The 19,638-nt window shown below is 69.5% G+C and carries 18 protein-coding genes and 2 pseudogenes; 10 read left to right on the plus strand and 10 right to left on the minus strand.

Going from position 1 to position 19,638, the window contains the following annotated elements:
• The first annotated feature begins 437 nt into the window (after window positions 1-437).
• Both MBR110_RS22680 and MBR110_RS22685 read left to right on the plus strand, forming a co-directional pair.
• A pseudogene (locus MBR110_RS22680) lies at window positions 438-915 on the plus strand (SRPBCC family protein).
• A 138-nt stretch (window positions 916-1,053) separates the two neighbouring features.
• Window positions 1,054-1,692 (plus strand): 2-hydroxychromene-2-carboxylate isomerase, encoded by a 639-nt coding sequence (locus tag MBR110_RS22685; RefSeq protein ID WP_034193385.1) that lies wholly within the window; start codon window positions 1,054-1,056, stop codon window positions 1,690-1,692.
• A gap of 15 nt (window positions 1,693-1,707) precedes the next feature.
• On the opposite strand, the gene MBR110_RS22690 is transcribed toward MBR110_RS22685, so the two are convergent.
• A complete protein-coding gene (locus MBR110_RS22690; RefSeq protein WP_046425034.1) occupies window positions 1,708-2,691 on the minus strand; it encodes a LysR family transcriptional regulator in 984 nt (327 codons plus the stop codon).
• A 100-nt stretch (window positions 2,692-2,791) separates the two neighbouring features.
• Between MBR110_RS22690 and MBR110_RS22695 the strand changes: the two genes are divergently transcribed.
• Window positions 2,792-4,024, plus strand: coding sequence for an MFS transporter (locus MBR110_RS22695; RefSeq protein WP_034193443.1), 1,233 nt, complete (start codon window positions 2,792-2,794; stop codon window positions 4,022-4,024).
• Between the two features lie 426 nt (window positions 4,025-4,450).
• Window positions 4,451-5,146: a phosphatase PAP2 family protein gene (locus MBR110_RS22700; protein ID WP_034193386.1), complete on the plus strand. Its 696-nt coding sequence runs from the start codon at window positions 4,451-4,453 to the stop codon at window positions 5,144-5,146.
• 176 nt (window positions 5,147-5,322) lie between these two features.
• Here the strand turns inward: MBR110_RS22700 and MBR110_RS22705 are convergent.
• Both MBR110_RS22705 and MBR110_RS22710 read right to left on the minus strand, forming a co-directional pair.
• Window positions 5,323-5,421 (minus strand): annotated as a pseudogene (locus tag MBR110_RS22705) (glutathione S-transferase family protein); the annotation flags it as partial.
• Window positions 5,422-5,455: 34 nt separating this feature from the next.
• Window positions 5,456-6,526: an MBL fold metallo-hydrolase gene (locus tag MBR110_RS22710; RefSeq protein ID WP_045577634.1), complete on the minus strand. Its 1,071-nt coding sequence runs from the start codon at window positions 6,524-6,526 to the stop codon at window positions 5,456-5,458.
• A gap of 212 nt (window positions 6,527-6,738) precedes the next feature.
• Between MBR110_RS22710 and MBR110_RS22715 the strand changes: the two genes are divergently transcribed.
• Window positions 6,739-7,647 (plus strand): HTH-type transcriptional regulator ArgP, encoded by a 909-nt coding sequence (locus tag MBR110_RS22715; protein ID WP_059568484.1) that lies wholly within the window; start codon window positions 6,739-6,741, stop codon window positions 7,645-7,647.
• Window positions 7,648-7,752: 105 nt separating this feature from the next.
• On the opposite strand, the gene ltaE is transcribed toward MBR110_RS22715, so the two are convergent.
• Window positions 7,753-8,766: a low-specificity L-threonine aldolase gene (ltaE, locus tag MBR110_RS22720; protein ID WP_059460645.1), complete on the minus strand. Its 1,014-nt coding sequence runs from the start codon at window positions 8,764-8,766 to the stop codon at window positions 7,753-7,755.
• A gap of 390 nt (window positions 8,767-9,156) precedes the next feature.
• Here ltaE and MBR110_RS22725 point away from each other — a divergent pair, with 390 nt between their 5' ends.
• Genes MBR110_RS22725 through MBR110_RS22735 form a run of 3 tightly spaced genes read left to right on the plus strand, consistent with a single transcriptional unit; the run spans window position 9,157 to window position 11,765 of the window.
• Entirely contained in the window at window positions 9,157-10,578 is a 1,422-nt protein-coding gene (locus MBR110_RS22725) for a cytochrome ubiquinol oxidase subunit I (protein WP_011880998.1), read from the plus strand.
• 28 nt (window positions 10,579-10,606) lie between these two features.
• The gene (cydB, locus tag MBR110_RS22730) at window positions 10,607-11,614 is read left to right on the plus strand and encodes a cytochrome d ubiquinol oxidase subunit II (RefSeq protein WP_011880999.1); all 1,008 of its coding nucleotides are present in this window, start codon (window positions 10,607-10,609) and stop codon (window positions 11,612-11,614) included.
• Window positions 11,586-11,765, plus strand: a complete 180-nt coding sequence (locus tag MBR110_RS22735) for a hypothetical protein (RefSeq protein ID WP_011881000.1) — start codon at window positions 11,586-11,588, stop codon at window positions 11,763-11,765. Before cydB ends, MBR110_RS22735 begins: the two co-directional genes overlap by 29 nt.
• 178 nt (window positions 11,766-11,943) lie before the next feature.
• Here the strand turns inward: MBR110_RS22735 and MBR110_RS22740 are convergent, their stop codons facing one another.
• The 5 genes from MBR110_RS22740 to MBR110_RS22760 all read right to left on the minus strand — a co-directional run bounded on the left by MBR110_RS22740 (window position 11,944) and on the right by MBR110_RS22760 (window position 16,337).
• Window positions 11,944-12,399, minus strand: a complete 456-nt coding sequence (locus tag MBR110_RS22740) for a TIGR00725 family protein (RefSeq protein ID WP_106919422.1) — start codon at window positions 12,397-12,399, stop codon at window positions 11,944-11,946.
• 70 nt (window positions 12,400-12,469) lie between these two features.
• Complete coding sequence (locus tag MBR110_RS22745; protein WP_059568482.1) at window positions 12,470-13,300, minus strand: ABC transporter permease; 831 nt, start codon at window positions 13,298-13,300, stop codon at window positions 12,470-12,472.
• Between the two features lie 10 nt (window positions 13,301-13,310).
• A complete protein-coding gene (locus MBR110_RS22750) occupies window positions 13,311-14,399 on the minus strand; it encodes an extracellular solute-binding protein (RefSeq protein WP_011881003.1) in 1,089 nt (362 codons plus the stop codon).
• Between the two features lie 26 nt (window positions 14,400-14,425).
• Window positions 14,426-15,478, minus strand: a complete 1,053-nt coding sequence (locus tag MBR110_RS22755; protein WP_059475307.1) for an ABC transporter ATP-binding protein — start codon at window positions 15,476-15,478, stop codon at window positions 14,426-14,428.
• Window positions 15,479-15,485: 7 nt separating this feature from the next.
• Window positions 15,486-16,337, minus strand: coding sequence for an ABC transporter permease (locus MBR110_RS22760; protein ID WP_059453868.1), 852 nt, complete (start codon window positions 16,335-16,337; stop codon window positions 15,486-15,488).
• 161 nt (window positions 16,338-16,498) lie between these two features.
• Here MBR110_RS22760 and MBR110_RS22765 point away from each other — a divergent pair, with 161 nt between their 5' ends.
• Window positions 16,499-17,395, plus strand: a complete 897-nt coding sequence (locus MBR110_RS22765) for a LysR substrate-binding domain-containing protein (RefSeq protein ID WP_060122082.1) — start codon at window positions 16,499-16,501, stop codon at window positions 17,393-17,395.
• Between the two features lie 108 nt (window positions 17,396-17,503).
• Here MBR110_RS22765 and MBR110_RS22770 read toward each other — a convergent pair whose 3' ends face one another.
• Window positions 17,504-19,162, minus strand: coding sequence for an alkaline phosphatase family protein (locus tag MBR110_RS22770; protein ID WP_059460638.1), 1,659 nt, complete (start codon window positions 19,160-19,162; stop codon window positions 17,504-17,506).
• A gap of 251 nt (window positions 19,163-19,413) precedes the next feature.
• Between MBR110_RS22770 and MBR110_RS22775 the strand changes: the two genes are divergently transcribed.
• Complete coding sequence (locus MBR110_RS22775; protein WP_011881008.1) at window positions 19,414-19,635, plus strand: hypothetical protein; 222 nt, start codon at window positions 19,414-19,416, stop codon at window positions 19,633-19,635.
• The last annotated feature ends 3 nt before the right edge of the window (window positions 19,636-19,638 follow it).

Here is a 19,638-nt window from a genome sequence, read left to right on the forward strand (position 1 = left end):
AAGCCGACGACGGCATGCGCGCGAAGGCGCGCACGGGACGGCCCGCGTCCGCCAATACGGCACCGAGCCGGGCCGCCGAGTGATGCCGCCCCGTCATGCTACGCGAACCGACGAGGCACGGCCTATGCTCGCTGCACGGCCCGCTTTCAGCGGTGTATCGCAGGCGCCGGCCGCCGGGTCGATGCGTTGAGCGTTGCTGCGCCGACAACGGCGCGCGGACCATTCCGGCGCTGGCCGCACCGTTCGATATGACGCGACCGTCGTCCTGAAGCGTGTCGCAGCGCCCCCGCCCTGGCGCGATCCGCGAATCGGAACGCTCGCGGCCCTGCAAGCGGCTCGTCATTGCGAGACGCCTGCCGCGCGCCTACGATGCGTGAAAGAAGCACGACGACACGCCGTCGCCGGCGTGCACCGTCACGCGCTTCGCAGGAGGCGACATGCTGCACATGCACACGCATTCGACCCGGGTCAGCCGGCACCTGAACGCACCGCGCGGACGCGTCTACCGCGCATTGCTCGACCCGCACGCGGTCGAACGATGGAAGGGTGCCCGACGGCATGACGTGCCGCGTGCACGCCTACGACGCGCGCGAAGGCGGTGCGCTGCGCGTGTCGCTCAGCTACGACGCGCCGTCGGACGGCACCGGCAAGACCACCGCGCACACCGACACTTATCACGGCCGCTTCGTGACGCTCGTGCCCGACGAGCGGATCGTCGAGATCGACGTGTTCGAAACCGACGATCCGCTGCTGCGCGGCGCGATGACGGTCACGATCACGCTGTCCGACGAAGCGGGCGGCACGCGCGTCGAGGCCGTGCACGACGGCGTGCCGCCCGGCGTGCCGGCCGCCGACAACGAGATCGGCTGGCGGATGGCGCTCGCGAAGCTCGCGGCGCTCGTCGAGCACGGTTGAGCCGGCCCGCAGCGCACACACTGCCAGCCGGCAGCGCGAAAGCCCGCCGCATGCGACACTGGCCGCCGCTGCGTGCAGCGCGCCGCCCGCCGGCGCGCTGCACGTGCCCGCCTTCCGACTCCGCACAAGGGACCGACGATGAACGCCACGCGCACCGCCACCTGGTATTTCGATTTCGTTTCGCCGTTCGCCTATCTGCAGCAGGAACGCTTCGACACGTTGCCGCCCGACATCGCCTTCGAGCCCAAGCCGATCGTGCTCGGCGCGCTGCTCGCGCACTGGGGACAGAAAGCGCCGGCCGAGATTGCGGCGAAGCGCGTGTTCACCTACCGCCACGCGCAATACCGCGCGGACAAGCTCGGCATTGCGTTCCGGATGCCGCCCGCCCATCCGTTCAACCCGATCCGGCCGCTGCGGCTCGCGATCGCGATGGGCGGCTCGCCCGACGCGATCCGGCGCATCTTCCGGCACATCTGGCGCGACGGCAACGACGTGTCGACACCGGACGGCTTCGCCGCGCTGTGCGAGGCGGTCGGCTTCCCGGACGGCGTGACGGCCGTCGACGCGCAACCGGTGAAGGACGCGCTGCGCGCGAACACCGACCGGGCGATCGCGCACGGCGTGTTCGGCGTGCCGACCTTCGAACTCGACGGCGACCTGTTCTGGGGCGAGGACGCGACCGACATGTTCGTCGACTGCGCGACGTCGCGCGCGTGGCTCGACTCGCCCGAAGTGCGCCGCATCAGCACGCTGCCGGAAGGCCTCCGGCGCGGCTGACGGCGCGCCCGGCGCCTACGCGCCGCGGTCTTCGACGAGCGGCGGCACCGCGTCGCGCATCATCGCGACGAAGCGCACGAGCCGCGACGGATAGAACTGCGCATGCGGATAGGTCAGGTACACCGGCAGCGGCGACGCCTGCCAGTCGGGCGCGAGATGCACGAGTTCGCCGCGTGCGAGATGCTCGGCGAGCAGCCACGACGAGCCGACACATGCGCCGACGCCGAGCAGCGCAGCGCTGCGCAGCGCGTACAGGTTCTCGGTCGTGACGCGCGGACGGATCGCGATGCGTCGCGTGTCGCCGGTGACGGCGTGCGTCAGCGTGAGTTCGTTCCGGTAATAGGTGCGCAGCGCGAGCCACGGCAACGCGGCGAGCGCGTCGGGATCGGCCGGCACGGCCGCGCGATCGAGCACCGACGGCGCGGCCACCACGAAGCGCGGCACCTTCGTCAGCCGGATCGCGACGACGCCCGGGTCGCTCGGCTCACCCACCTGGATCGCGCAGTCGATGCCGCTGCCGACGAAGTCGCGCACCTCGTCCTGCAGCAACCATTCCACCGAGACGCGCGGATAGTCGCGCAGGAACTGCGCTAGCGGCGCGACGAAGCGCTCCTGCCCGAACGCATGCGGCACCGCGACCCGCAGCAGCCCGTCCGGCTCCTCCTGCGCGCCGCGCAGGTCGGCCTCGAAGGCGGCCCAGCCGGCCAGCAGCTCCTTTGCGCGCGTGAAGCAGCGTTCGCCGTCGACGGTCAGCCGCATCGCATGCGTCGTGCGCTGCAGCAGCCGCATGCCGAGCGAGCGCTCGAGCGCCTGCAGCCGCCGGCTGACGGTCGGCTGCGTCGTGTGCAACTGCGCGGCGGCCGCCGACAGGCTGCCGGCTTCGACTATGCGCACGAACGTTTCCATCAGCTCGAAACGGTAGCCTGCGCCGTCGACTGGAACCGTCTCGAGGCGCGGAGACCGGCCAGCAGCGGGCGAATCGGAGATTTCGTCTGTCATTCGCGCAGCGTATAACAAATGTGCGCCGCGCGGTACTACCCACGCCTGGCGGCAATCGGCACACTGCGTTCCATCCGTTACCCGAACCAGGATGCACGCGATGTCCACCCCCACCCATCTCGCCGCCGCGCCCCGCGCGGCTCACGCGCCGGCCCATGCGGCCGCTGCGTCTCTGCCCGACCGCCGTCTCGTGATGCTGCTAGCCGCGGCGGCCGGCCTCGGCGTTGCGCCGCTCTATTACGCTCAGCCGATGCTCGCCGCGCTCGGCGCCGACGTCGGCGCATCGGCCCGCGCGATCGGCTTCGTGCCGACGCTGACGCAGCTTGGCTATGCGCTCGGCATCCTGCTGCTCGCGCCGCTCGGCGACCGCTTCGACCGACGCCGCGTGATCGTGTCGAAGGCCGCCGCGCTGGTCGTCGCCCTGTTGCTCGCCGCGTTCGCGCCGTCGCTCGGGCTGCTGCTGGCCGCCAGCTTCGCGATCGGCCTGACCGCGACGATGGCGCAGGACGTCGTGCCGGCCGCCGCGACGCTCGCGCACGACGCCCATCGCGGCCGCATCGTCGGCACGGTGATGACGGGGCTGCTGCTCGGCATCCTGCTGTCGCGCGTCGTCGCCGGCTTCGTCGCCGAAACGATCGGCTGGCGCGCGATGTTCGCGCTCGCGGCCGCGAGCGTCGCCGCGATCGGCGTGATCGCCGCACGCGGGCTGCCGCGCTTCGAGCCGGCCACGCAGCTGTCCTACCGCGCGCTGATCGCGTCGCTCGGCGAACTGTGGCGCCGTCATCCCGCGCTGCGCCGTGCGGCGCTCGCGCAAGGGCTGCTGGCCGTCGGCTTCAGCGCGTTCTGGTCGACGCTCGCGGTGATGCTGCACGGCGCGCCGTTCCATCTCGGCAGCGCGGCCGCCGGCGCATTCGGCCTCGCCGGCGCGGCGGGCGCACTGGCCGCGCCGATCGCCGGACGCCTGGCCGATCATCATGGCCCCGAGCGCGTCACGCGGATCGGCATCGCGATCGCGACGGTGTCGTTCGCCGCGATGGGCGCCGCGCCGCTGATGACGCCGCATGCACAGCTCGCGCTGCTCGCCGCGGCGACGATCGGCTTCGACCTCGGCGTGCAGGCCACGCTGATCGCGCATCAGGCGATCGTCTACCGGATCGATCCCGCGTCGCGCAGCCGCCTGAACGCCGTGCTGTTCGTCGGCATGTTCATCGGGATGGCGGCCGGCGCCGCGGCGGGCAGTGCGTTGCTCGCGCAGTTCGGCTGGAATGCGGTGATCGTGCTGGCCGTCGCGACGTCGGTCGCGGCGCTCGCCGTGCGGATGTGGCGCCGGTAATTCTTCCGCGTAGCGCGGATACGAAGCGGGCAGGCTCGACGGCCTGCCCGCTTTTTTTATTTTCTTTCGCGGGTCGCACGGGGCGCCGCCGCGCGACAGCCGGGCGCGGCCGGCGCGCCCGGTCCGCTCATCCGGTGCAAGGTCGACGGCACGTCGCCCGCTCGGCAGTCCGGCCGATTATTTTTCCGCACGCCCCGATGGTTGCTCCTGCAACCGTATGACGATTTCGCGGAGCCGCGCCGCACGGCGTCGAGCAATCCGGCCCCATCGAAAAACCGCATTTTCTCCGGGAATTCCCGGTATTTTTTCCCATTTTCTTCAACATTACCGATGACATACTTGCCCCCCGTCGTGCTCCGTTGCGAGCGCGCTTTCTGATTCCGCCGGTCGCAGCCGATGGGTTGCCGTGCCGTCGGGCCGCATGACATGAATGATTTCGACACCACGATCCAGGTCTTCCTCACGCACATCACGTTCGGGCCGCTGATGAATCACGCGATCCGCGTGATCGCCGGCCTCTATACGTTCAAGGGCTTCGTCCTGATCCCCGTGCTGTGCTGGCTATGGTTTCAGCCGGGGCCGCGGCGCGAACGGCAACGCGAGCTGGTCGTCGCGACGGTGGCGAGCGGGCTCGTCGCGCTCGCGGTCGGGCGGCTGCTCGCGAAAACGCTGCCGTTCCGCGTGCGGCCGATCTACAACCCCGAGCTGCATCTGCACTTCCCGTCCGACACGCTGCGCGCGGCCACGCTGCAAGCGTGGAGCTCGTTCCCGAGCGACCACGCGATGCTGTGGATGGCGATCGCGACGGGCATCTTCATCATCGCGCGGCGCGCCGGCGTGTTCGCGCTGCTGTATGCGGTCGTGTTCATCTGCGTGCCGCGCGCGTATCTCGGCTATCACTATCCGACCGACCTGATCGCCGGCGCCGCGATCGGCATCGCGATCGCGTGGCTGCTCACGCGCGATGCAGTCCGCTCGCGCTTCGCGCCGCACGCGCTCGCCGCGATCCGGCGCTTTCCCGCGCCGGCCTATACGCTCGCGTTCCTGCTGTGCTTCGAGTTGATCACGCAGTTCGACGAACTGCTCACGCTCGCGCAGTCGGTCACGCATACGACGTTGTAACGGCGTGGTCGGCGGATGCGTTCGGTGCGGTCGTCGCGACGCGCGCGCATACGCTGTGGGCCGCGGGCGATCGCATCGCGCAGCTCGCATGGAGGTGGATGCGATGCGGGTGCCGATGCCGAGCCGATGCCGATGCCGAACCGGTGCCGGCGTGAGTAAGGCTGCGTCCACGTGCGTCAGTCGCGATCGGACGCGCCGAGCGGAAAGGACGCACGATACGATCGCGCTTCATCAACCGCGCATGCAAACGACGGACGCGCAAGCAACCGCGTGCGCGTCCAGCCAATTCGACATCCGCTCGTGATGTTCTTACGCTCGCCCGTCCGCCACGATGCGCCCTTCGCTGCGCCAGCGCAGCATCCCGCCGCCGAGGTTCGCCACCGCGTCGAAGCCGGCCTTTCGCAGGATCACGGTCGCCTGCGCGGAGCGGCCGCCCGCGCGGCACACGGTCACGATCGGCCGCGTGTGCTCGAGCTCGCCGGTGCGCGCGGCGAGTTCGCCGAGCGGAATCGGCGTCGCGCCGGGCAGATGGCCGAGCGGGCCGGTGAATTCGTCCGGTTCGCGCACGTCGACGACCTGCACCGTGCGCAGATGATCTTCGAGCCACTGCGGATCGATTTCCCAGAACCCGGCGAACGTGTAGACGAGCGGCGCCCAATCCGGCGCGGCCTGCGCATCGGGCGCGTTCGCGGCGACGCCGCACTGCAGGTTCGCGGGCACCGCGACGTCGATCTGCCGCGGATGCGCGAGCCCGAGGTTGCGCATGTAGCCGGCGAAATCGTCTTCGCTGAGATCGCCGCCGAGGCGCGGGTTGAAGCGCCGCTCCTCGCCGACGCTCGTCACCGTCAGCCCGCGGTAGTCGTGCGCCGGATACAGCAGGCACGCGGCCGGCAGCGTGAACAGCCGGCCGTGCACCGCGCGATACAGCGCACGCGGGTCGCCCTGCTGGAAATCGGTGCGGCCGGTGCCGCGAATCAGCAGGCAATCGCCGGTGAAGGCCATCGATTCGTCGTCGAGCACGAGGCTGATGCAGCCGCTCGTATGGCCGGGCGTCGCTCGCACGGTCAGGTAGCGGCCGCCGAACCGGCAGCGCTCGCCGTCGTTCAGATAGCGGTCGGCGCCTTGCGCGCCGCTCGCGGCCGAGATCGCGATCGTGCTGCCGGCGCGCTGCTTGAGCAGCCACGCGCCCGTCACGTGATCGGCGTGCACGTGCGTATCGATCGTCGCGACGAGCCGCAGCCCGAGCTCGTCGACGAGCGCCGCGTCGCGACGCACCTGTTCGAACACGGGATCGATCAGCAGCGCTTCGCGCGATGCCGGGTCGGCGAGCAGATAGGTGTAGGTCGACGATTGCGGGTCGAACAGTTGGCGGAAGATCATGGCGATGTTGCTCCGTCGGCGGAGTGTGGCGGTCGCGCGGAAGGCGGCATGGATGCCGCCGATGCGGGGCGATATGCGCACGTGTACCCACAAGCGTAGTGCAAAACGCGGCGGCCATTGGCGGCTTCGTACGGGCAACGCGTGACGCTGCGGGCAGTCGCGTGCGGCCTTACACTGGCGGGCCTCATCTCACGTCACCGGAGTTGCGTCGCATGTCTCTGACGATCGACCCCAAGCAGGCCGCCGCGCTGCTCGCCGTCGCCGACACCGGCAGCTTCGAACAGGCCGCCGTCCGGCTGCACGTGACCGCATCGGCCGTCACGCAGCGCGTGCGCGCGCTCGAGGCGAGCCTCGGCACGCCGCTCGTGCTGCGCACGCGGCCATGCCGACCGACGATCGCGGGCCAGCGCGTGCTGCAGCATCTGCGCCGCGTGGCGCTGCTGCAAGCCGACCTGCAAAGCACGCTCGCGGCCGAGCGTGCATCGCCGATCTCGGTCACGATCGCGCTGAACTCCGACAGCCTCGGCACGTGGTTCCTGCCCGCGCTGACGTCGGTGCTGGCCGGCGAGCGCATCCTGTTCGAGCTGATCGTCGAGGATCAGGACCACACGTTCGCGCTGCTCGAAAGCGGCATGGCCGTCGGCTGCGTGACGACCGAGTCGAAGCCGATGCGCGGCTGCGTCGCGACGCCGCTCGGCACGATGCGCTATCGGCTGCTCGCGGCGGCCGCGTTCGCCGCGCGGTGGTTTCCGCGCGGGCTGAACCGCGCGAGCGCGCGCGCGGCGCCCGTCGTCGCGTATTCGCGCCGCGACACGCTGCAGTCCACGTTTTTGAGGGAGAAGCTCGGGCTGCCCGACGGCGCGTATCCGTGCCACTACGTGCCGGGCACGCACGCCCACTTCGCGGCAGTCAGGCACGCGCTCGGCTATGCGATGGCGCCCGAGCCGCTGCTCGGCGATGTGCCGCTCGACGCCCAGGGTCTCGTCGACCTCGCGCCCGCGCATCCGACCGACATCACGCTGTACTGGCACGCGTGGACGGTGCAGTCGCCGACGATGGCGTCGCTGTCCGCGCGGGTCGTCGAAGCGGCGCGCCGTTTGCTCGCGCCGCTGGCGGATTGAGAGCAGGTGGGGCCACGTGCGCATCGCACTCTGCACCGCGTGATCCGTGTAATCGGCCCAACCGACGCAACCAACGCAATCGGCCGAACCGCCCCACCCATCCGGTTACCCGCGACGCTTCGCGAAATACGCGCGCACTGCGTCAACGAAGGTATCGATATCCGCCCGCGACACGTCGCAGTGCGTGACGAAGCGCGACGCGTACAGCATCTGCGTCAGAATCCCGTGCTCCTTGAGCCACGCCTCGAGCGGCGCGCAGTCGGCTTCGGGGAATTGCGCGAACACCATGTTGGTCGCCTGCGACGTCACCTTCACCGGCTCGATGCGCGCGAGGCCCTCGGCGAGGTGCGCGGCATTCGCGTGATCGTCGGCGAGCCGCTCGACGTTGTGATCGAGCGCGTACAGGCACGCGGCCGCGAGGATGCCCGACTGCCGCATCCCGCCGCCCAGCACCTTGCGCCAGCGCTGCGCGCGCTCGAGCAGCGCGCGGCTGCCGACCAGCACCGACCCGACCGGCGCGCCGAGCCCTTTCGAGAAGCAGATCGACACGGTATCGAAGCCCTCGCACAGCTCGGCGAGCGAGCGCCCCGACGCGACGGCCGCATTGCACACGCGCGCGCCGTCGAGGTGGGTGGCGAGCCCGCGGCTGCGCGCGAGCGCGACGGCTTCGCGCACATAGCCTTCCGGCAGCACCTTGCCGCCGATCGTGTTCTCGAGCGCGAGCAGGCGCGTGCGCGCGAAGTGATTGTCGAGCGGCTTGATCGCCGCGGCGATCTTCTCGAGCGGCAGCGTGCCGTCGGGCGCGTTCTCGAGCGGTTGCGGCTGGATGCTGCCGAGCACCGCCGCGCCGCCGCCCTCGTACTTGTAGGTGTGCGCGAGCTGACCGACGATGTATTCGTCGCCGCGCTCGCAATGCGCCATCAAGGCAGCGAGGTTGCTCTGCGTGCCGCTCGGGAAGAACAGGCCGGCTTCCTTGCCCGCGCGCTCGGCCGTGACGGCCTGCAGGCGCAGCACGGTCGGGTCGTCGCCCCACACGTCGTCGCCGACTTCGGCGGCAGTCATGGCGGCCAGCATCGGCTGGCTCGGACGCGTCACGGTATCGCTGCGTAAATCGATCATCTTCGTGCCCTGTGTGAAAGCGGACCGGAACCGAGACGCCCGGCCCTGCCGAAACGAGACTCAGAGTGTACGCAATTCATGCGACGCACGCCGCAGCCGCGCACGCAGCGGCGTGTTGACGCACGACAGGCGATCCGCATGATGCGTCGCGCCATATTGCCGCACGTGCGGCAGACCGCCGCGCAGCCGTCGCATGCGCCGCGCATCGCGTTGTTGATACGAATCAACGATTTATCTCGAAAACGGGCGCGACGCGCTGGACATCTGCGACGAGTTGGCACATTTCGCAGCGCAGCATCGGGGCAGATACTCCAGCCAACCCCGCCGCCCTCGACGGTTCGGGGGCCGCCGGCACCCGCCGGCGGGTATCGTCAGCCTCGGTCAACTGGTATGAACACCGCATTTTCGGCCTTCGATCTGGCCCGCCTGCAATTCGCGTTCACCGTCTCCTTCCACATCGTGTTCCCGGCGCTGAGCATCGGCCTCGCCAGCTTCATCGCCGTGCTCGAATATCGCTGGCTGAAGACGGGCAAGTCTTACTACAAAACCCTGTGTCTGTTCTGGTCGAAGATCTTCGCGGTCGCGTTCGGGATGGGCGTCGTCTCCGGCGTCGTGATGAGCTACCAGTTCGGCACGAACTGGTCGGGCTTCTCGAGCTTCGCCGGCTCCGTCACCGGCCCGCTGCTGATGTACGAGGTCATGACCGCGTTCTTCCTCGAAGCGGGCTTCCTCGGCATCATGCTGTTCGGCTGGAATCGCGTCAGCCCGCGCGCGCACTTCGGCGCGACGCTGATGGTCGCGATCGGCACGCTGATCTCCACCTTCTGGATCCTCGCGTCGAACAGCTGGATGCAGACGCCGCAGGGCTTCGAGATCGTCGACGGACGCATCGTGCCGACCGACTGGCTCGCGATCATCTTCAACCCGTCGTTCCCGTACCGCCTGCTGCACATGGCGATCGCCGCGTTCATCGTCGCGGCGCTGGTCGTGGCCGCGACGGGCGCATGGCATCTGCTGAAGGGCCGTCGCGACCGCGGCGTGAAGAAGATGTTCTCGATGGCGCTGTGGCTGCTGCTCGTGCTCGCGCCGCTGCAAGCCGTGATCGGCGACCAGCACGGGATCAACACGCTGAAGCACCAGCCCGCGAAGATCGCCGCGATCGAAGGGCTGTGGGACACCGAAAAGGGCGGCACGGCGCTCAACCTGTTCGGCATTCCGGACATGAAGGCCGAAACGACGCGCTACGCGGTGAAGGTTCCGCATCTCGGCAGCCTGATCCTCACGCATAGCTGGGACGGCGAAATCCGCGGGTTGAAGGACTTCCCGCCGCAAGACCGCCCGAATTCGACGATCGTGTTCTGGAGCTTCCGGATCATGGTCGGCATCGGCTTCGCGATGATCGGCCTCGCCGTGCTCGCGTGGCTGCTGCGCCGCCGCGGCAGCCTGTACGAATCGAAGTGGTTCCACCGCTTCGCGCTGGCGATGGGCCCGACCGGCTTCGTGTCGCTGCTCGCCGGCTGGGTGACGACCGAAGCCGGCCGCCAGCCGTGGGTCGTGTACGGCGTGATGCGCACCGCGCAGGCCGTGTCGCCGCTGACGCTGCAGCAGGTCAGCCTGTCGATGATGACCTTCGTGATCGTCTACTTCCTGGTGTTCGGCACCGGCATGTACTACATCCTGAAGCTGATGAAGGCCGGCCCCGCGCTGCCCGACGCGACGCACGACGCGAACCACGACGCGCCCGGCTCGCGCCGCGATCACACCGCGCGCCGCCCGATGTCGGCGGTCGACGAACTGATCGAGACCGTCTGAGCCCCCTTCTGAGCAAACGAGAAAACCTATGGACGTCACCGTAATCTGGGCCGCGATCATCGCATTGGGGCTCTTCATGTACGTCGTGCTCGACGGCTTCGACCTCGGCATCGGCATCGTCTTCCCGTTCTTCCCGGACGAGAAGGAACGCGACCTGATGATGAACACCGTCGCGCCCGTGTGGGACGGCAACGAAACGTGGCTGGTGCTCGGCGGCGCCGGGCTGTTCGCGGTGTTCCCGGTCGTGTATGCGACGGTGCTGTCGGCGCTCTACCTGCCGCTGATCTTCATGCTGGTGTGCCTGATCTTCCGCGGCGTGTCGTTCGAGATCCGCGCGAAGGCGCGCCGCACGAAGCATCTGTGGGACCTCGCGTTCATCGGCGGCTCGGCCGGTGCGACGCTGTTCCAGGGGATCGCGCTCGGCGCGTTCCTGCAGGGCATCAACGTGAAGAACGGCGTATTCGCCGGCGACGCGTTCGACTGGCTCACGCCGTTCAGCCTGCTGACGGGCCTCGGCCTCGTCGTCACGTATGCGCTGCTCGGCTGCTGCTGGCTCGTCGCGAAGACGGAAGGCGACCTGCAACGCCGCCTGCATCGCGTCGTGTGGCCGCTGACGGTCGTGCTGCTCGGCTTCATCGCGGTCGTCAGCCTGTGGACGCCGCTGCAGGACCCGGCGATCGCGCAGCGCTGGTTCGACACGGGGCTGTTCTGGCGCCTGCTGCCGGTGCCGTTCCTGGTCGCCGGATGCGCGGTGTGGATGCGTCGCGCGGTGCGCGACCGGCACGACATGACGCCGTTCGTGCTGGCGCTGGCGCTCGTGCTGCTCGGCTACGTCGGGCTGCTCGTCACGATGTTCCCGTATGCGATCCCGCCGACGATGACGATCTGGGAAGCCGCCGCGCCGCGTTCGAGCCAGACCTTCACGCTGGTCGGCGCAGCGATCATCCTGCCGATCATCATCGCGTACACGACGATGGGCTACTGGGTATTCCGAGGCAAGGTGCGTCATGAAGACCAGCATTACTACCACCACTGATTGCCGCGCGCGCCCGGCCGGCGCGCCGCGGCCCCGGATGCGCGGCTGGATGTGGTTCGTCGTGCTGTGGGCGGGCGGCGTGCTCGGCGCGGTCACGCTCGGCTACGCGTTCAAGCTGTTCATGAACCTGACGCTGTTTGCGGTGAAGTAAGCGGCGCGGCCCATACCGCCTCCTCGCGCATCCGTCGATCAACCGGCGGATGCGCGCTCCCCCCGCAACGGTACGGACCGTGCGCACCCATCGCACGATGCCGGGCTTCGATCCCGCCATGCAGAACCTGCGGCGGATGGTCTGAACCGTTGGCCCGCTGCATCCCGGCCGTGCGGCGCTACGCCGAATCGGCCAGCCACTGCGCCACCCGCGCGACGAGCCGGTCGGCGTCGTCGAAGCACTCGACGCCCGCCACCTGCGGCGCGTCGCAAATCGTGAACACCGGCTTGCCCCACTGCAAGCCGAGCGCGATTTCGGACAGCGTGCCGAGACCGCCGCCGACCGCGATCAGGCAAAGCGACGCGCGCGCCACCAGCGCGTTCCGCGTGATGCCGAGCCCGGTCGGCAGCGCGACGCTCAGATACGGATTCGCGAGCGTCGCGTCGTCTTCGGGCAGCAGCCCGATCGCACAGCCACCCGCCGCATGCGCGCCGCGCGCGGCGGCTTCCATCACGCCCTGCTTGCCGCCGCCGACGAGCGCGACACCCGCCGTCGCCAACGCATGGGCGAGCCGCTCCGCGACGCGCATCTGCTCGTCCGTCGCGTCGCGCGGGCCGATCACGCCCACCGGCATCCGATGCCGGCGCAAGCCGTTCTGCCGCTGCGCCAGCCGCGCGAGCTGATCCCGCGCCGCCCCCGACCATTCAATGCCGCCGTTGCCGAACAAGGCCTTCCCCCAGTGCAAGAACGCAGATGCAGATGGCGGTCAGCACGATCGACAGCACGGCCGCCTGCGAAAAATCGGTTTGCCCGTCCGACAGCTTCAGATACATCAGCAGCGGCAGGATGTTGATCTGCGTGCCGGCCAGCGCGAGCGCCGTGCCGTACGTGCCGAGCGCGATCGCGGTCACGAGGCACCAGGCGGACATGATCGACGGCCACAGCTCGCGCCACGCGACGTCGAGCCACGCCCGCCACGGCCGCGCACCGAGCGTCAGCGCCGCTTCGAGCGGCCGCCGGTCGAAATTCGCGAGGGCCGGATAGATCATCAGCGCGACCCGCGGAATCAGGTAATACGCATAGGCGAAGGCGAGCCCCGGCATCGTGTAGATCGCGCCGCCGATCGCGTTCGGATCGGCGCCCAGCGCCGCCAGCAGCATGGTGACGAAGCCCGCGCGGCCGAACGCGAGGATGAAGCCGTACGCGATCACGAGGCCGGAGAACGCGAGCGGCACGCCGAGCAGCGCCAGCGACCAGTGGCGGCGGGCCGGCGACTGGCCCGCCAGCACGAAGGCGAGCGGCACGCCCACGCCGACCGACAGCGTCCCGGCGCCGACGCCCAGCGCGAGCGAGCGGGCGATCGCAGCGGCGACGAGCGGGTCGCGCAGCACCGCCGCGAATGCCCGCCCGCCGTCCGCACAGGCGGCGTCGACCAGCGCGGCGAGCGGCAGCACGAAGCACACCGCGAGCAGCGCGGCCGCGGGAAGCGCGCCGAAGCGGCGCAGCACGCCGCGTTCCGGTAACGAAGCCTGCATCGCGAGCCCCTTAGTTGCCGAGCGTGGCCTGCGACCACAGCTGGTCGACCTCGGCCTTGCGCGCGGCCGCCTTCGCGACATCGAGCGGGCGAACCTGCGGCGCATTCGGCAGCTTCGCCGCGACGTCCTGCGCCACCGGCGTGCCGGGCACGGCCGGACGCACGTAACCCTGCGCGAACAGCGCCTGGCCGACGTCGCTCATCACGAGGTTGAGCCACAGCTGCGCGGCGGACGGATTCGGCCCGTTCTTCACGAGACTCATCGCATACGGCGCCGACACGCTGCCGTCCTGCGGAATCACGACGTCGGCCGCGTCGCCCATCCCGTCCGCATACTTCGCCTTCAGGCCGTCGTTCTCGTAGCCGATCAGGATCGGGATCTCGCCCTTCACGAATTTCGCATACGGCGTCGTGCCTTCGACGCGCAGCACGTTGCCCGCGCGCTTGAGCTTGCCGAAGAATTCGGCGCCCGGTTTCGGATTGTCGACGCCGCCGCCGTTCGCATACGCGGCCGCGAACACCGCGACCTGGCCCTGCCCGGTCGAACGCGGGTCAAGATAGACCACGGCGTTGCGGTACTCGGGCTTCAGCAGATCGGACCAGCGCTGCGGCACGTCCTTCACGAGCTTCCGGTTGACGAGGAACGCGATGTTCAGCGAATGCACGGCGAACCAGCGGCCGTCGGCCGCGCGGAACACGCCCGGCAGCTTGTCGAAGTTGATCGGCCGGAACGGCGCGACGACGTCCTTGCTCGCGGCGTCGAGCGCCGACGCCGCGAAGTAGTACGCGGTATCGGCCTGCGGACGGCGGCGCGACTTGTCCAGCGCGACGACGGTGGCCGCGGAGCCGATGTCGTTGTACGTGATTTCGACCTTCGGGTAGCGCTTGCGGAATTCGGCGAACAGCGCCTTCCAGTTCGCCCATTCGGGGCCGGTGTCGAACGACACGACGAGCCCTTCGTCGGCGGCCTTCGCATACAGCGCGTCCTCGCCCGGATACAGCGGCGCCGCATGCGCAGCCGCGCAGGAAAGCGCCGCGAGCGCGCACAGTGCGAGCACGCGCGCACGCATGCCTTTCACGAAAAGGGAACCTGCAGACATGGTGAATCTCCGTTGAACGAAAGGGGTCATGGCGCGTCCGGCGACGCCGGCAGCACGGGCAACACGAGCAGATGGCGCGGATCGATCGCGATGCTGCGGGCGGCGGGCTCGCGCCCCTCGCACAGCAACGGGTCGGACGCTCCGTGCGGATGAAAGTCGTAGCGCTGCGTCGCGCCGAGGTAGCGCACGTGGCCGGGACGGCCGTCGAGCCGGTTCACCGTGTGCGTCGGCGGATCCGCCTGCACGTGCTCGGGCCGCACCAGCACCGCGATTTCGGCGCCGGGCCGGTGCGCGCCCGTGTCCGCGTGCAGCGTCGCGAAGCGCACGTCGACGGCGCCGTGCGCGAGCACACGGCCGGGCAGCAGCGTCGAATGCCCGACGAAGCGCGCGACCTGCGCGCTCGCGGGACGCTCGTACAGGTCGCGCGGCGTGCCGGCCTGCAGCACGCGGCCGCCGTCGACGATCGCGACGCGATCCGCCATGCTCAGCGCCTCGTCCTGGTCGTGCGTGACGAACAGCGTCGTCGCGCCGCACGCGCGCTGCAGCATGCGGATCTCGTCGCGCAGCTGGTGGCGGATGCCGGCGTCGAGCGCGGCGAGCGGCTCGTCGAGCAACAGCAGCTTCGGCTCGATCACGAGCGCGCGCGCCAGCGCGACGCGCTGCTGCTGCCCGCCCGACAGCATCGCCACGCCACGCGTCGCATGCGCGGCCAGGCCGACCCGCTCGAGCATGTCCAGCGCGCGCTGGCGCCGCGCACCGGCCGCGACGCCGCGCATCCGCAGCCCGTAGGCGACGTTGTCGACGACCGACAGGTTCGGAAACAACGCGTAGTGCTGAAACACCATCCCGACTTCGCGCCGCCATACGGGCACGCCGGCGACGTCGTCGCCGCCGATTGCAATGCGGCCGCGCCAGCCGTCGAGCAGGCCGGCGGCGAGCCGCAGCAGCGTCGACTTGCCGGAGCCGCTGCGCCCCATCACCGCGAGCAGTTCGCCCTGGGCGGCGGACAGCGTGACGTCGTCGAGGCCGTGACGCGCACCGGGGTACTGGAAACTGACGTGTTCGAATTCGAGGCTCATGGCTGATTCACTTCAGGCGTTGCATGGTGCTGGTGGACACGAGCGTCGCGAGCACGGCGAGGACGAGCAGCACGACGGTCGCCGCGCAGGCCATCCCCGTCGCGCCGTAGAACGCCTGCAGCAGCACGATGGGATAGTTCCGGTAGCGAAAACCGGCGATCAGGTTCGAGATCTGGAATTCGCCGATCGACAACGCGGCCACCATCACCAGACCGGAAAACAGGCTGTGCCGCAGGTTCGGCAGCACGATCGTGAAGAACTGGCGCAGCGGCGTCGCGCCGAGCGTCGCCGCGCAGGCCTCGAGACGCGCAAGCCCGAGATGCCGCAAATCGCTCAGCAGCGTCTGCAGCAGATACGGAAGCGTCAATACCGCATGCGCGGCGATCATCAGCGGCAGCGTGCCGAGCCAGGGCAGCGTGTCGCCGCTGAAGATCGCGATGTAGCCGAAACCGAGCGTGAGCGCCGGCACGGCGATCGGCATCAGCATCACGATGCGCGTCGCAAGCCCGCCGCCGGCCTGCGCGCGATGATGCAGCGCATACGCGAGCGGCAGCCCGATCGTCGCGTTGAGCGCGCAGCAGGCCAGCGCGACCATCAGGCTGACGCCGAACGCTCGCGTGAAGCCCCGGTTCGCGGCCAGATCGGTGAACCAGTGCGCGGTGAAGCCGGCGGGCAGCAGCGTATTGGTCCACGACTGCCCGACCGAGCCGACCAGCAGCAGCGCGATCGGCAACAGCAGGTAGAGGCCGAACGCGGCGACGAGTGCCTGCAGCAACAGCCGGCCGATGCGGGGGCGCGCTGCTTTGCTACGACGAATCGGAACACCGTCGGCCAATGCCGGGACGGATGACGGATGCATGACACACTCGCTGACGATGGGGGAGGACCGCGCGCAATGCCCGTCGGAACGGGCTCGTGGGCGTTGTCGGAACCCGCGCAGTGTGCGGATTCGACATGGCACCGTCATGAAAAAAACGTACAAAGACGGCATCGATCCATGCGAGAACGGAACAGCAGCCGATGAAACACCTGTATCCGAACGTCGCGGAACTGCACGCATTCGTCGCGTCGGCGAAATACCTGAACTTCTCGTACGCGGCACGCGAGCTGGGCCTGACGCCCAGCGCGGTCAGCCGGCAGATCGCCAGCCTCGAGGCGCTGTTCGGCGTGAAGCTGTTCGTGCGCGAAGGACGCGGCCTCACGCTCACCCGCGCGGGCGAGGTGTATCACGCACGCGTCGTCGCGCCGCTGCGCGAGATCGGCAATGCGTCGATCGAGCTGCTGAGCGCCCGCGAGAACCGCGACCTGCTGACGATCGCGAGCGTCCCGACGTTTACGACCAAGTGGCTGCTGCCGCGGCTCACGCGCTTTCTCGCCGGCGCGCCGGGCGTCACGCTCGGCTTTCGCCGCCATCTCGCGCCGGGCGACCCGTTTCCGTTCGGGCTCGATGCGGCGATCCGCTATGGCGACGGCGCATGGGAAGGCGTACGAAGCGACTATCTCGACGGCCGGACCTTCGTGCCGGTCTGCACGCGCGAATTCGCGGAGCGGCATGCGCTGCGCGGCCCCGCCGACGTCGCGTCGGCGCCGCGCCTGGTGCACGAACAGGCGGAGAGCGCATGGTCCGAATGGGCGCAGCGCCACCACGCGACGCGGATGAATGCGCTGGCCGGCGCCCGCTTCGAACAGTATTCGGTGCTGATCCAGGCCGTCCAGGCCGGGCTCGGGATCGCCCTGGTGCCGCGCTTCCTGATTCTCGACAATCGCGCGGCCGGCACGCTGATCGAGCCGTTCGACGCCCCGGTCGACCTGGACGCGCAGGGGCACTATCTCTGCTACGCGCCCGAACGCCTCGCGACCAGCGACGCGCTGCGGCGTTTCCGCGAGTGGATGCTCGACGAAGCGACGCAGGGTTGATCGACGGCGAGCGCCGGAGCGGTCGCCATCGGCGTCCGGGCGACCGGACGCGGGCTGGCGTATCCGGTGCCGGACGCCGCGCGACGGCGGCATCCGGCCCGCGCAAGGTCAGCGATCGATACCGAGCCCCGGCAGCACGCGCGTGTTCTCGGCGACGACCGCGTGCAGCAGCTTCGGATCGGCGCCGAGCAGCCCGAGGATCGTCGGCGCGACCTGCTTCGTGCCGACCAGATCGCTCACGCTGCGCGCGCGCTGCAGGCCCGGATACGACACCAGCAGCGCGAGATGGCTGTCGTCCGGCGCGTTGCCGCCATGCTCCTCGTCCTTCTTCGTGCTCGACGTGTAGATCACGCCCGGATTCGGCTGCACGATGAGGTCCGGCGTGCGGCCGTTGGCCGGGTCGCCGAACCGCTCGGCCAGCGCCGCGCCGTACAGGATGTACGCCTGCGGGCCGTCCGCGCAGATGCCCGGCGCGTTGCAGCCGAGGTTGGCCTGCAGCGTGCGCACCACGGCCGTGCGCTGGCCGCGGTCGCGCAGCCAGATCAGGCCGACGTCGTCGGTCTGCACGAAGCCCGTGCCGGCGAGGCCCGAACCGTCGTTCGGGTTGCCCGTCGTCGTGTTGTTCTGGCCGAAGTTGCCGTTCGGATCGAGGTAATCGTTCGCTTCGAGCAGCTTCGTCAGCGTGTCGCCATTCTTCACGAGCTTGGTGCGATCGGTCGGCGACTGGCCGTGCTTCGCGGTGACGATCACGGCCGTCGACGTGTACAGGTTGCGCTGCTTCAGCTCGGCGACGATGTGGCCGATCGCGCCGTCGACGTAGGTGATCGCATTCGCGACCTGGCCGTTCGGCGTGAAGTTCGCATCGAGATAGCCGCCGCCCTTCGCGACCGGCGCCTTCTGCGCGACGCTGAGCGTCTGGAAGTTCGCGCCGAACAGCGTCGGCACCGGCGCCGTCCTGGCGCCGGTCGAATCGCGGCCGTCGATCTGGTTGATCAGCGCCTGCACGTGCAGGTTGTCGAAGCGCGCGGTGTGCGAATAAACGTCGGTGTACGGGCTGTTGGTGGCCGGGTCGATCGAGTTGATCTCGGTGCGCATCAGATCGTCGACGCCCGTGCCGGACGGGCCGTTCAGCCAGTCGTAGCCCCACGCGTGCTTGTCGGCCCACGCGGTGTACGCGTTCGGCACGCCGGCCTTGACGGCCTCGAACACCGTGTTGGTCTTCAGGTAATCGTGCGGGTAGACCGGCACGCAGCGGCCGCCGACCTTCGCGTGCGGAATCGCCTGCGGGTTGAACGCGCCGCCGCCGTCGAGGTGCACGAGCGCGCCGCCGTTCATCGCGTCGATGCCGGTCGTCTCGTCGAACACCACGTTCCAGCCCTGCTTGCCCGAGCAGGTCGTGTCGCTCGGCGCGTACAGGTTGCGGTCGTAGGACACGTCGTAGAACAGGCCGGCCGTCTTCGGCGAGCCGCCCGTCACGAGCGCGGCGAGGCCCGGGAACGAGTCCGACAGGCCGGGCGTGTACGCATTCGTATAGGTGACGCCGCTTTGCGCGAGCACCGCGAGGTTCGGACACGTGTTCGCGCCGATGCAGCGCGCGAGATCCTGCTCGTGCAGGCCGTCGACGCTGATCAGCAGCACGTGCTTCGCGACGCGCCGGCCGTGGCTGCCGTCGTCCTGCTGCGCCGCCTGGGCGCTGGCGCTCGCGAGCGCCAGCGCGCCCGCCACCATCACCGCGACGTTTCGTTGCTTGGCGAATCTGGAAATCATCACCCCACCTCATCGATTGACGTTGAACCGCATGACTTGCCGGAAGGCGCGCAAAATATGGCCGGCTCGTGCGGCGGTCCGATGAAGCGGGGCTTTCTGTTGTCTGTCAAACGTAACCAATCGCAAGCGGCATCGGACGGTCGCGATGCGCCGCGTCGGCCGCCGCGCGTGCACGCGGCCGGATTTTTGTCGGACTTGGCGCGCGACTATTGGCGTGTAATAAAGGGTTTTCCCTGACCCGGAGCACGAGTATGTCGACCCTGGAAGCGCTCAGGTTCGTGCTGGACGATGCACGCACCCCCGAAATCATTCGCCATCACGTCGTCGACGCGCTGCAGTACGCGTTGCGCAATTACGGCCAGGTGTTCACGGCCAAGGAAGTCGAATGGCTGACGCAGTGGGACGATGCGCGCCTGCCGCTCGCCGCGAGGAAGGAACTGGACAAGCGCGAACCGGCGCTCGACGGGCGCTGACGC

It is taken from the genome of Burkholderia sp. MBR-1, assembly GCF_013822785.1.
Lineage (GTDB): Bacteria > Pseudomonadota > Gammaproteobacteria > Burkholderiales > Burkholderiaceae > Burkholderia > Burkholderia vietnamiensis.